This window comes from Symmachiella dynata, assembly GCF_007747995.1.
GTDB classification, from domain to species: Bacteria; Planctomycetota; Planctomycetia; order Planctomycetales; family Planctomycetaceae; genus Symmachiella; species Symmachiella dynata.
Window position 1 is genome coordinate 4,937,452 of the sequence record NZ_CP036276.1, and the last position, 13,598, is coordinate 4,951,049.

The window sequence follows — 13,598 nt, forward strand, 5'->3', positions numbered from 1 at the left end:
GCCGCCTAGCCTCCCCCCAACCCAACGACGGTGCATCCCCCAGTGGCGGAAGTCGACCTGCAGCACGTTTCGAAGACCTACGACGGGAACATCCCCGCCGTGGTGGATGTGTCATTGACCGTTGCCGACCAGGAATTCCTGGTACTGGTCGGCCCTTCAGGCTGTGGAAAATCGACATTATTGCGGATGATCGCCGGCCTGGAAGAGGTTACAGACGGCACGATTTGCATCGGCGAGAGACCGGTAAACAACGTCCCGCCCAAAGACCGCGACGTGGCGATGGTCTTTCAAAACTACGCGCTCTATCCGCACATGACCGTCCAACAGAACTTGGCATTCGGTCTCAAACTCCGCAAGCTGCCCAAAACACAAATCGCCGAGCGAATCCAACAGGCCGCTGCCCTGTTGGGAATTGAGGAGTTACTCCAGCGTAAGCCGCGGGAACTTTCCGGAGGACAACGGCAGCGCGTCGCCGTCGGGCGAGCCATCGTCCGCAAGCCGGCCGTGTTTTTATTCGACGAACCACTCAGCAATCTGGATGCACGGCGAAGAACAGAAATGCGCCGCGAATTGGCAGATCTGCACCGCAGGTTGGAAGCGACAATCGTCTATGTCACGCACGACCAAGTCGAGGCGATGACATTGGGGGACCGAATCGTGGTCATGAACGAGGGCCAGGTCCAACAAATCGGCCCACCATTGGAGTTGTACGACCACCCCGCCAATCGTTTCGTCGCTGGATTCCTAGGAACGCCATCAATGAATTTCTGGGAGGGCGAATTGCGCGTCACTGCAGAAAGCGTTTCATTTCACAGCGGCGACATCACGCTGCCCTTACCGAGGAACCCCCAGGATCAATCGGTGGCCCTGGATAAACAACCGGTGACTCTCGGCCTGAGACCCGAGCACCTGAGCATCGTCAACCACGACATCAACACAGCGACATTTCCAGCCACCGTCGAAGACATCCAACCGCTGGGCGGCGAAAGCCTGATCTATCTAAAAACCGGCAAGCAAGAATTCATTCTCCGCGACCAAACACATCAAACGCCCCAGCGCAACGAACAAGTCACCCTAAAACCCAACCTAACAAAAGCCCACCTGTTCACCCCCCAAGGAACCATCCTACCCACCACCCCTTAACCACCGCCTACCGCCTACTCGCAGCTAGCTGCTGCCGCCCCTGCCCAACAATATCCATCCCCACCAACTCACTCCAAGCAGCAAGCAACCGCTGCGCGACCGGTCCCACGGCGCCGTCACCGACAACCAAACCATTGAATTGTGTCGCCGGCATGATGCAATACGGAGTACTGGTGAAGAAAATCTCATCAGCGGTGTAGAGGTCGTAGGTTTGCAGGTCCATTTCGCGAATGGGAATCCCGCAGGTTTTCGCCAATTCAAATATCGTAGCTCGGCTGATCCCGGCCAGGGCGTTGGCGGTTGTGGGTGTGCGGATCTCTCCCTCGCTGACGAGAAAGACATTCGCCCCTTTGTTTTCCGCCACGTTGCCGTGAATGTCTAACAAGATCCCCTGTGCCGCCGGGTCGACGAGTTTGACCTCCGCTTCGGCCAGGGTATACGCCATGCGGCTACGGTTTTTGATGCGGGGGTCGAGTGCTTGCGCGGGGACCGCCCGACTCATGGCGGTGACCGCATGGCACCCAGTGGAGTAAAATTCGGCCCAATCACGTAGGTCCAAAAACGAGGTGAAGATCATGATCGTCGCCGGGGAAACCTGTTTGGTGGGATCAGCGCCGGCGACCGATATGCCCCGTGAAATATTGTGCACCAACCAGCAATCATTCTCCGGCCCCAACAACGGAAGATTCGCCTCCAACACATCGCGTGAAATTTGCAGCATTTCTTCCGGTGAATGGCCGGGATCGATACGGGTCACTTTCAGTGACTTGTACAACCGCTCAATGTGTTGCTCCAACTTGAACGGCTGGTGGCGAAACGTCCGCGTCGATTCGGTGACCGTGTCTCCCAACATGACGGCGCTGTCGAAGATCGAAATCTTCGCTTCGGACTCGGGAACCATATCACCGGAGATGTAGATTTGACGAGCGGGCATTGTTGAGCCTCGTTGGGGGTCGTGGGATTCCTGGTTCCGAAACTCTGCTTCGGCTGTTATTGCAAAACGTGGTGGGGAATTCGTTGATGATCGAGCGAAGCGGAGCTTTGCAGTGGTTGCGTTCCCAAACGGAGTTTGGGAACGAGGGGGGGGGTGAGAGCGAACTTAACGCGGGGAGTCGCCGGGCACGATTCGCCAAAACTGGTTCCAGTCCTGGACGCGGGTTTGGTATTTCAACAAGTAGGCGCGATTTTCCGGCGTTAAGGGATACGTCTCGTCGTCCCGATAAGGATAGCCGCTCATCGCGTTAAACGGTAGCGGCGCGACGTCTTGTCCATAAGCGGTATTCAGATTGGCATCCTTGTCCCAGCCGACGTTGTGCATCACAAAATCACGTTTCCACCCCGGCGGCGGCGCGTCTGGTGGGAGCGCGAATTTCAATGTCATTTCATCCCCGCTGCCGATGATCGCCATGCGGTCGTCGGTGGCGGTTAACAATTCGCTCACATCGCCGTACCGCGTAAAATGCCCGCGCATCGGGGGCCAGGTAAAATCTTTTTGGAGTCGCCCATAAAGATAACGATCCGGACCGTAACCGGTCGGATGTTCGATTTCCGAATACCCACGATAGTGCAGGTCAGCCGATTGCAGTGTTAGCTCTGTCGTACGTATCTCCGCTGGCGGTTCGTCCGTCGTGATGAACACAGCATCCCAATAGAACTCCATATTGGTCGCCAACCGCAGGCGAAAGTCGTCGGTCAAGAATGCATCGGAGATATCAATAGCAATCGTTTTCGTCTTTCCACCGGGGAATCCGGTATACGGCATCGTTTGCTGCCACGTTCCCTCTGCATCCGGAACCCACAACGACGGGGGTCGCGGCGAAGGCAATTGTTCGTTGCGCGACAAACGGATATTCAACGATGTATCAGTCGGATAGACCCAGCCAGTCAAATACAACATGATCTGCTTCGCCCCGCTGAGGTCCCCCAAGTCGAGTTCCAGATAATGATCCTCGACAAGCCCCTGTTTGATTCGCTGCTCAAACGGTTTGGCAAAGTCACCGTCGATAAGACTTAATTCTGGCAGTAGATCGTGGCCCCGTTTGTCGTGGGCGGCGACCGGTGAGCGCGGGTTGCGGACAGTAAAAATCTTGTGTTCAGCCATCGAAGCGGGTCCGACTTTTTCGTTGGTGTAGATTTCAACATCGGCGGGATGGTCGACGGCGATCAGGCTGATGCGATCGAAATAGGCCGCCTCCCACAATTCCTCGGTGACCTGCAATTGATAACTGCCGTCGCGCGGCTGTAATTGATCCCCGTCAACCTTCAGATATTCCCACGCACGCGATGGGGCATAAACGTCGTCGGCGAATTTCAAACCCAACGGAGCCGCCCAACACAGGTCGGTGGCAAACACAAACTCTTCGCCATTCCACGTGTAGAGATACGGGCAAGAGCCCAGTAACAATTTCTGGTCACAAATATGCGCATCTGCCTCGGGCGCGATAATGTTCTGTGGAAAACCATTCGCCCACACGATCCGCACCCGTTCGACCTGCGGTTGGGGACCGAGACCGAAGTGCGTGACCTGGCCGGTAACAATTTGCGGGATGTATTGGTTACCGCGCCGCAACTCCAACAAACTGCCAATGCCATGATAATTCACCCGACCACCGGGATCGGGCGACGCCCCGCCCTTCTCTTGTTCAGCCAGAAGGCGAATGTTCAACCAATGGTTTTGGTTGCCTCCTTGGTTGTCATAAATGCTGATTCCTTGCGACGTGGCGATGAGCAGATCCAAATCACCGTCCGCATCGACATCATCCACACGGCATTGCCGGATATCGGTGGGAGAAGCTTCTATGATGTCCTCTTCCAATGAAAATTCACCATTACCGACGCCGCGATAGATCTCCAACCCTTGCCGGTTCCACGCCAATAAATCGGATCGGCCATCGTTGTCGTAATCCCAAACCAACACGCCGTCGGCCGCTGTTTGAGAAATCCGAGTCATCGCGATTTCCTGCACGATGCCCGCGTTGAGCGTCGCCGTGCGAATCAAGGTGACACCGTCAGCTCCGGCCGTCACAATGTCCCACGATCCATTTCCATCGGCGTCTAAGACGGCAAGAGCTACGGCCGGCGGAACTTGAGAGAACTCTTGCCCCAATGATTCCCGCGAAAAACGTCCGTGGCGATGATTCCGTAAGATCTCCACCGTGGGAGCTTTCTCACCGGCCAGGATCACATCGACATCAATATCGCGATCCCAATCAACAACCGCCATCGCCCGCGGAACCGGGGTCTCGTCATCGACGCTCAGCGTTTGTAACAACTGAAACTTGAGCCCGCTCCGATTCTGCCAAACTTGGATTCCCGCGTCGCCTGCCAGAACTAAGTCCAACAGCGCGTCGTGATCGACATCAAACAACACGGCTGCGGAAATATTTTTAGCTTGCGCGAACGCCGGTGTCTGTTCGATATTTACTAGTGCCCGTTGGTTCGTGGCGGTATCCAAAACGTTCTCAAAAATCACAACCCCGGAAGTGCCATAGACCACAACATCCAGGTCCGTATTATGACAGCGGACCGTTTCCGGTGTCGCATCGACGGTCACATCTTCGTCGAGGTCCGCTGTGAGTAGATGCTGCATGCCGGGCGGCACCGCTATTTCACAGACTTTCGTCCAGGGTGCCGTGTTGTCAGGGCGGGCATAAACTTCGATGCGGTTTTCGAGCAACACAATCAGATCGCTCCGCTCGTCCAAATCGAAATCTGCGACCACGAAATCAATGACAGCGTCTTGCAATGGCAATTGTGGCAGCGCGGGTGATTCGGCAAATTTGACAACGATCCGCGTTTCGTCATCCGGTGCGTCCGCGGTGGGACGCGGTTTTTCCCAATTCGCGTAAAACTCAGGCGTGAAGTCCTGCAAGACGTACGCCAACGGATGTGGCGAAGCCCGCAAACCGTCGCGACGCGCGAAAGGATGCGCCTTGATTACGTTCGCCACAATGAACGCATGCCGGTACAGATCATCCGTGCGCCCAACATCCGCTGCTCGCAGCGCATCGTCAATCTCGCGCAACAGATCCACACCTGCTTCAGTCGCCTGTGAGGTGATCGGTGCCACCAACGGGCGGGCCGCGCGCATCGTTTCCACAATGGCGGCCTGCTGCCCATCCGCTTGGCTTTGCAGCAGATTCCACAACACGGCGAGATTGTCAGGGGCCAATTCAAAGGCGTGTTGAAACGATGCCGCTGCTTGGCGTCGCACATCAGCTTCGGGGGAATCTCGCTGCAATCTCCCCAATTCAAACCACAAGGTCAATTCCTGAGGCGAAGACTGCGTCGCTTGTTGCAGCCGCTGTATGGCAGTTGCTGTATCGCCGCTTTGCGCCAACACCTTTGCCGCCAAGATTGATGTCGCGACCGCATCGGGTTGTACTTTTTCGAGTTCCGCTACGGCGGCTTGGGCTGCGTCGGCGGTCGCGGGGTTGGTTTCCAGGGCCAACAACAGCGCAATCACCGAATCCCGTGGCCCGAGCGGATCATCCGGCAGTGCGGCGGATATTTGCGACAGCGGTTCAATGGCACTGGCGTATTTGTGGTTTTCGAGCAATCCCACGCCGCGCTCTTTGAGTTGCCACAACTCCAACCGGCCGGCATCCGTCAAACCCTCGTTGGCTCCGGGCTCGACCGGGGGTTGGGCCAATTGTGGCGCGGCCGGTTTCTTTAAGAACAGCCACCAGCCAATCCCCAGCAAAATGGCGAGAACTAGACCGCACAACAACACGGTGCGTGGAAGGTGAGACGAATCGTCGTTCTGAGTAGGCATAGATTTATCAGCGTTGGAAACAATGGGGGGAACGTTCCCCGATTCTTGAACGTCTGCTGCCGGGACGCAAGCGATCCGCTTCGAATTTCACTGTAGGTTTGAGGGATTTCGGCAACACCCTCTGTGGTGAAACGGCAACATGGATGCGAAGGGGAATCGGTGAAACCGTCACAAACCATACTGCAAACAGCTGTGAATACTGAAAATCAGCTGTTCGACTCCGTTGGCATGCGGTTTGCAATTTGATGCAGCGGATCGCTGTTCTTTGAGCGGTCCATTCACGCACCGATACGTTCTCATTGACTAAAACCAGTTTCAAAACCCCGTTGCGATAGTTCCAGAAACGGTCCGATCCGTGTCAGCGGGGCGCGTCCAAGGGTTTTGAAACCACTTGTACAGACGAAACGAATCCATCTTGAGCATTCATCAAATCACCGAATTCGCGGCAATGATCGCCGCGCAGAGTCGTTCGTTCATCGAATTTCCGCAACCGCTCGGCGACGAGCAACTGCAAGTCTGCTGGCAGGCAACGCGGTGCCGATTGATTGACGAACTACGGCGGATCGATGCCTGCATCGAGGAGGAGACATCTCCTGAAAACGATGCGCATCCCAACGAATCATTGTGGGACCGTTTGGGACCGCTGCTCGAGGAGGTGTTTGCGACGGAGATGCTGACCCGCGTCTGGAGCGGTGTGTTGGCCGCGCGGGATCGGCTGCACCCAACGTGCGGTTATGGTGCTGTGGCCCTCAATATCTTGGTTCTACAATTGAAGGTCCGGCAACGAGCCTTGCGGCTATTGGTCGACGGCGCCGCAAACGACAAGGATGTCCAACGCATCGCCGCCACGGACCGTACGCGGCGCAAGCTCGAACGTTGGACCGATTTGCTGTTGGCTGAGATGGTGCTGCGAGATGAGGTGGTCGACTACGCGTGCGATGCGCGTCGTGCCCGCGAATTTGGTGTTGATTATTTCCAAAATCAAACACACACCACTTACCACGCGACCTGGACCCTGCTCATCGCCGGCATGCGTGCGGCATTCCCAGCGGCCGACGAGGCAAACACGGACACCGACTCGCTCCCAGAAGATCTGTTTCGCGCCATCTTAGCCTGTCTACCGGTCGATGGATTTCTTGAGGATGGGCCCTCGTTGTCGCTGCGTTCGACACGCAACAAACGCATCCACCTGAAGTCCGATCGCTTTCCGTCGGACGCCATCGCGGGGATGACACCGAGGATTACGAAACCGCGCGCCCCAAAAGTTTCCCGACCGGCCGATGGAATCAGCTTTTCTCAACTACGACGTCCCCAAGATTGAGTCAACGATCTTGACCGACGGGTGGCAGTCCCTTAATAATGGGGATCCACCGGCAGAAGCGCGTGGTTTTGCCCTTTGTTTTGATGAGGGCAAACATCGCCACACGCCGGTTTTTTAACCGGCAGTAGACTGCCCTAGCATTTTCGTACACGATTCGCCAAAATACCCGTTCGTCGCAACTGCGATTGAATTGACACAATTTGAAAATCCCGCTGCCCAAGGAACAATTGCTCCTTGGGCAGTTTGCTATCTATCACAGATGTTTTTGCGCCGTGCACTCGCACAATGACCGCGAGTCGTGCGGCCTGGAGTCGGAGGCGGTGGCATCGCCGACCGCGCCGGCAAAATTTCGAATCTTGCAGTGAGTAATTGTTATGGAGAAACAACCGATTTCGCGTGAGGGTTTTGACAAAATCCGCGAGGACGTGCGGCGGATGGAAGAGGAAGAAATGCCTTTCATCGCCGAAAAAATCGCCGAGGCCCGCGCCGAAGGAGATTTGAGTGAAAACGCGGAGTATCATGCGCAGCGGGAAGCACAAGGGCTTCTGCAGGCCAAGATCAATCAACTGCGCACAAAACTCGCCGATTCCTATATCGTTGATAAAAGCAAGTTGCCCAAGGGGATTGTCACGTTTGGCTCCGTGGTGACGATCAAAGACCTTTCCGACGACATGGAAGAAAAATACGAATTCGTCGGCCCCGGTGAAGACGACTATACGGGTGAGATCATGAAAATCCTCACCAGTAGTCCGTTGGCAACCGCGCTCATGGGGAAAAAACCGGGCGACAAAGTCGAAGTCCCGCTCCCGAAAGGGACAGCGGAGTACGAAGTCGTTGCCATCGATGATTCCGACGACTAAGCCGCAGAGAATCGTCGCTCCAGGACGCCGGCGCACGCGGTCTGTACCCCAGTCTCCCACTGAATTGCTCTCCATGAAGTAAGGAAACGTCGTTCCATGTCGCCTGATTTTCGTCCGTCTGAAATGATTCGACCACAGCGGAAGCTGACCGGTATCTCCGCAATCTTGCTACCGTTCACCGAAGCGGGTGATGTGGACTGGACCGCGCTGCAAGCGCATATTCTCCGCACGGCGGAAACCGGTTTGATGCCCGCAGTCAATATGGACACCGGGTTTCTCAACCTAATCGACGAACCGACAAAGCTCCGCGTGCTGGAAATGACGCGGGAAGTTCTGCACGGCGCGCCGTTTTGCGCCGGCGCCTATTCCGCCGATGAACCGGGCGCTGCTTGGTGCGCCGATGAATACTTACGGCAAATGGAGTTGATTCAGCAACACGGCGGCATGCCGGTGATTTTTCAATCCTACGGACTGACCGGTCAATCCTCGGCAGAGATCGTCACCGCCTATGAACAACTCGCCGCCGGTTGCGACCGTTTTCTGGCCTTCGAACTGACCGAGGACCTGCTGCCGTTCGGGAAGACTTACGATCTCGAAACCTATGCGGCTCTGTTAAAGATTCCCCAATGCGTGGGTGCAAAGCATTCCTCGTTTCGCCGTGAACCGGAATGGCAACGCCTCAAATTGCGCGACGAATTACGTCCTGACTTCAAAGTCTACACCGGCAACGACCTGGCAATCGACATGGTGATGTACGGCAGCGATTACCTGTTGGGCTTAAGCACATTTGGCCCCGATTATTTCGCCCGCCGCGATGCCTATTGGTTGGCGGGAGACGCGCGGTTTTATGAACTCAATGATTGGCTGCAGTATCTGGGAATGTTTGCTTTCCGTGACCCCAGCCCCGCTTACAAGCATTCCGCGGCACAGTTTTTGAAATTGCGAGGTTGGATCCCCTGCGATAACACCTGCCCCGGCAGCCCAACCCGCCCCGATTCGGATGTGCCGATTTTGGCCGAGATCATGCGAAAACTCGATGCCCTGATTGCGTAACGCCCAGGCTGCCGCTCGTTTCCGCTTTGGCAGCTTCTGCAGCTATCGTCTGGTCGACGTGTGAACTTCCTGTTTGCTTATAGCTGAGAAATCAACACCGGCGCCAGAATCGTCATCAGGATCAGCGCCAGCGGATAGACGGCGGCGTAGCTGGTCGAAGGGATACTGGAATCGACCATCGACGTGACCGCGCCCAAGCCGGGGGTCGACGTCATCGCTCCGCAGATACCTCCTGCGGCTTCCAGTCGGCCGAGGCGGCATACATATTTTGCCAGCAGAACGCCCACTGCGAGGGGAACGATCACAATGATCACCGCCCCCAACGGCAGAACGACTCCGTATCGCTGAATCACGGAGAATAACTGGCCGCCGGCTTGCGCACCGGCCTGAGCGAGGAATAGCGACAGCCCGATTTCCGAGAGCAGAAACCGTGCTGCGCGAGGCATCCATCCCGCAATCGGCCCAATGTGCCCCATGTGCCCTAACACCAACCCGACGAGCAATGGTCCTCCGGCCAAACCGAGGGATACGGAAAGTGTGCCAAATGCAAAATTCACATGCCCAACTAAGATTCCCAATGTCAAACCCAACAGAAGGCTGATCAGGTCGGTCTCCTCCAGAGTTCGCTCTCGATGCCCAGCGAATTCGACAAACTGTTCCAGTCCTCTCAACTCTCCCACAGCGGTCAAAGCATCGCCAGATTGTAGGATTTCCGAGGGACTGGGAACAAATTCCACATCCTGCCGAGTGATCCGGGAAATGGTCACACCAAATTTCGAAAGCAGGTGCAGTTGTTTTAGCGATTGGCCAATGACGTTTTTCGAAGTGACGACGACACGGCGGTGTTGCCGTTCAACATCCAACACATAATCCACATCTTGGCATTCCTGCCCCAACACTTCCACGACTTCAGGGATGTGGCATTTGGCACCCACCACGAGAATCCGCTGTCCTGTTTCCAATTGAAACGACGCAGGTGGGGGCTGCAGTTTGTCATTGACCATGACTCGCGAGATTTGACAATTGGCCTTGGCAAAAATAGCGAGATCGCGTGATCGTTTGCCGGCAACGTTTGGATTGGTCACGTCCACTAGCACGCGCGTAATGGAGCGGTCCAGCGGTGTGTTGCCATTGATACCATACGTGGAACTGGATCGATCGGGCAGCAACCGCGGCAGGATGTTGATAAACAACACGACTCCCACAACCCCAAACGGATAGGCGATGCCGAAGCCAACGGCTACCTCTGTATCCAACGGAAGTCGTTCGGAGGCAGCGGCGAGCGCCGGCGTACTGGTGAGCGCCCCGGCAAATAATCCCGCAGCCAGTCCCGGACTGAGCCCCAGCATTTCGGCGACGCCCCAGGCAATCAGGCCCGCTGAAATGATCATGCAGACAGCCAGCATGATCAGTGACCGACCTCGCTGTAAAAACATTCCGAGAAAACTGGGCCCGGCACCGATTCCCAGGCAATAGACGAATAACACAATCCCAACGGTGCCTGCGGTCTGTGGGACAGCGTACCCCAAGTGCCCAGCCGCTAACGCGACGAAGACGACGCCAGAGGTTCCCAGCGAAATCCCTCGCCAGGTAATGCGTCCCAGCATCAATCCGAGGCATATCACCCCGAACAAGGTGACTATCTCTTCTGTTGACTCACTCACAGTTGTCGGCTCCATCATTGTCAGTAGACAAAGTCCGCAAATGACGTGCCGCGGTATGGCGTTCCGCCATCAGTTTTGGCCTGCCACAATATTCGTCCCACAGATACACTGGTTTCAGCACGAAGAAACTAACGCCATTTTTCTCTGACTCAACTGTCGGCTGATGCTGCCGCTCTTAGTGAAAACAGTATGTGCGCAGAATTTGTGCAGATGTCTAGTCGTCCTTGAAGAAACTTTGGTACTCAAATTCTTCGCAAACCTAGCTGAGACTAGAAGGACTATCGGATCAATGCGCTGTTTGCCTGTAATTTCCGAGTCTTACTAAATTTTTGAGGAACTGTTTCATACGGATCATCGTCTCACTCCTCGAAGTTGCTGGTCACATCACTTCAGCACGTTCTCCCAATCCGCTCACGGAGGTGAAGCATGTTGCGCTATCGTAGTCTCCCGTTCATCGTCGGCCTGATTTGTCTGTTCGCCTCAGCCAGCGCAAATGCCCAAGTGATCGTGATTAACCCCGAGCGCGATCGGGTTGCCCGCCCCAGCCCGCGGCCGATCCGGCAGGACTACGAGATCAAATCGGTCGATATCCAAGCCGATATCCGCGATCAGGCGGCCGAGGTTCAGGTCTCGCAAATCTTCGCCAATAAAAGCAGCCGTACCTTGCAGGCGACTCTCTTTTTTCCGTTGCCCGATGAGGCCACGATCAGTGGATTGACGTTGATTGTCGACGGAAAAGAATTGCCCGGTCGGTTATTACCCAAGGATGAAGCGCGGCGGATCTATGAAGACATCGTCCGCCGCAGCCAAGACCCCGCTTTGCTGGAATATATGGGCCGTGGATTGTTTCGCACGAGCGTATTTCCCGTCCCCCCCAATGCCCAGCGCAAGGTCGAGATTCGTTATTCGCAATTGCTCAAAAAAAGCGACGGACTGGTTGACTTCTCACTGCCGTTGGGCAACTCCAAGCACTCCACCAAACCAATCAAACAATTGAATCTCACAGTCCGCGTGCAGGCGAACGAGGGGATCAAAACCATCTACAGCCCGTCGCACGATGTGAACATCGAGCGTCCCGAGTCCAAGCGGGCGGTTTGTAAAACCACGCTGACCGACGTCGCCGCTGCTGACGATTTTCGTCTGTTGTTCGGCACTGAGAGTGGGCCGGTCGGAATGAACGTAATCAGTTATCGCCCCGACAAGTCCCAGGACGGCTATTTTTTGCTGTTGGCTGCGCCGGAAATTGCCGCCGCCGATGCCCAAGTAGTCCCCAAAACGGTGGTGTTCGTCGTGGATCGTTCCGGGAGTATGAGCGGACAAAAATTTGAACAGGTTCGCAAAGCTTTGCGCTTCGTCCTGGATCGACTCGGCCCCGAGGACCTATTCAATATCGTCGCCTACGATTCCAAAGTCGATGCCTTCCGACCGGAATTGCAACGGGCGGACGAAGCGACGATTGCGCAAGCCCGCGGTTTTGTCGATGGGCTTTATGCCGGCGGTAGTACGAATATCGATGGGGCACTGCAAAAATCACTGGAGATGCTCACCAACGCCGACCGCCCGAACTATGTTTTGTTTTTGACCGATGGTCTGCCGACGGTCGGCGAGCAGAACGATGTAAAAATTGCCGCAAAGGCCAAAGTGGCCAACACGGTTCGCGCTCGGATGTTCAACTTTGGCGTTGGTTTCGACGTCAATAGCCGCCTGCTGGATCGACTGTCGCGTGAACAGCGCGGACAATCGATTTACGTGCGTCCCAACGAAGACATCGAAGCCCAGGTCGCCACGCTGTATAACCGCATCGCCGCGCCGGTACTGACCGATCTGGCTATTGAATTTTTATTCGAAGCGAAACCCGATCCGGCAACAGCAACACCCATCGCCCGGACCTACCCGCAGGAGTTGAATGATTTGTTTCGCGGCGAGCAACTGATCTGGGTCGGACGCTATCGCAAAAGCGGCGCAACCAAGGTCAAACTGACAGGCAAAGTCGGTGCGGAGCCACGCAGTTTTGAATTCGATGCCGCTCTGGTCGAACATTCGGGAGACGAGACAAACGGCTTTGTCGAAAAGCTGTGGGCATTGCGGCGGATCGGTGAGATACTGGACGATTTGGACCTCAACGGCCAGAACAAAGAGCTGGTCGACGAGCTAGTCGCCCTCTCTATCAAGCACGGCATATTGACCCCCTACACATCGTTTCTAGCAGATGAGGAAACCGACTTGATGCAGCATCGCCAGAATGCTCAGCGAGCAGAGGACAATATCGATTTGAAATTTCGCCGCAGAGTATCAGGAAGTGACGCCTTCTACGGTCGCCGTGGTAAGGCCGCACTAAAAACAGCCAACCGGCTTCCTGGAATACAGCAGAGAGGTGGGATTGGCGGTGGCGGCGGGTTTGGCGGTGGCGGTGGGATTGGTGGCGGAATTGGCGGGAATTTACCGAGCTTGGCACCCTCTGTCGACCGGCGAAATACACGGCGAGCAATGCCTCTGGATGGCGAATCCGATAGCGAGTCGGCAGATGCAGCAGAAACCGTCCGCAACATCGGTCAAAAGACATTTTTCCAACGCGACGGTCTGTGGCGGGATTCCACAGTCACGGCCGAACAGGAAAAACAAGCCAAGAAAATCGTGCAGTTCAGTACCGAATACTTCGATCTGGCAGCAACGCACGGCAAAGAATTGGGCAAGTACCTGGCATTTCGAGAGCCGGTATTGATTAACCTGCGAGGGAAAACTTACCGCATCGACCCGCCGGGGGATGCGAAGTAGCAGTTTGC

Annotated in this window: 8 protein-coding genes; 5 read left to right on the forward strand and 3 right to left on the reverse strand. The window is 55.7% G+C overall.

Translation table 11 applies throughout. The features are described from left to right. Nucleotides 1-42: 42 nt before the first annotated feature. A complete protein-coding gene (locus tag Mal52_RS18730; RefSeq protein WP_145377893.1) occupies nt 43-1,143 on the forward strand; it encodes an ABC transporter ATP-binding protein in 1,101 nt (366 codons plus the stop codon). Between the two features lie 7 nt (nt 1,144-1,150). Here Mal52_RS18730 and Mal52_RS18735 read toward each other — a convergent pair whose 3' ends face one another. Both Mal52_RS18735 and Mal52_RS18740 read right to left on the reverse strand, forming a co-directional pair. Continuing rightward, a complete protein-coding gene (locus tag Mal52_RS18735; protein ID WP_145377895.1) occupies nt 1,151-2,077 on the reverse strand; it encodes an aminotransferase class IV in 927 nt (308 codons plus the stop codon). Between the two features lie 165 nt (nt 2,078-2,242). After that, entirely contained in the window at nt 2,243-5,917 is a 3,675-nt protein-coding gene (locus Mal52_RS18740) for a CRTAC1 family protein (protein ID WP_145377897.1), read from the reverse strand. A 415-nt stretch (nt 5,918-6,332) separates the two neighbouring features. Between Mal52_RS18740 and Mal52_RS18745 the strand changes: the two genes are divergently transcribed. From Mal52_RS18745 to Mal52_RS18755, 3 genes are all read left to right on the forward strand, one after another. Next, on the forward strand, nt 6,333-7,238 hold the full coding sequence (locus tag Mal52_RS18745) for a hypothetical protein (protein WP_145377899.1): 906 nt from the start codon (nt 6,333-6,335) through the stop codon (nt 7,236-7,238). A 374-nt stretch (nt 7,239-7,612) separates the two neighbouring features. After that, a complete protein-coding gene (gene greA / locus Mal52_RS18750; protein WP_145377901.1) occupies nt 7,613-8,098 on the forward strand; it encodes a transcription elongation factor GreA in 486 nt (161 codons plus the stop codon). A gap of 96 nt (nt 8,099-8,194) precedes the next feature. Continuing rightward, nucleotides 8,195-9,151: a dihydrodipicolinate synthase family protein gene (locus Mal52_RS18755; protein ID WP_145377903.1), complete on the forward strand. Its 957-nt coding sequence runs from the start codon at nt 8,195-8,197 to the stop codon at nt 9,149-9,151. Nucleotides 9,152-9,228: 77 nt separating this feature from the next. Here the strand turns inward: Mal52_RS18755 and Mal52_RS18760 are convergent, their stop codons facing one another. Continuing rightward, a complete protein-coding gene (locus Mal52_RS18760; RefSeq protein ID WP_197534317.1) occupies nt 9,229-10,815 on the reverse strand; it encodes an aspartate:alanine exchanger family transporter in 1,587 nt (528 codons plus the stop codon). Nucleotides 10,816-11,241: 426 nt separating this feature from the next. Here Mal52_RS18760 and Mal52_RS18765 point away from each other — a divergent pair, with 426 nt between their 5' ends. Then, nucleotides 11,242-13,590 carry a VIT domain-containing protein gene (locus Mal52_RS18765; RefSeq protein WP_145377907.1) on the forward strand — a complete coding sequence of 783 codons (2,349 nt, stop codon included), beginning with the start codon at nt 11,242-11,244 and terminating at the stop codon, nt 13,588-13,590. The last annotated feature ends 8 nt before the right edge of the window (nt 13,591-13,598 follow it).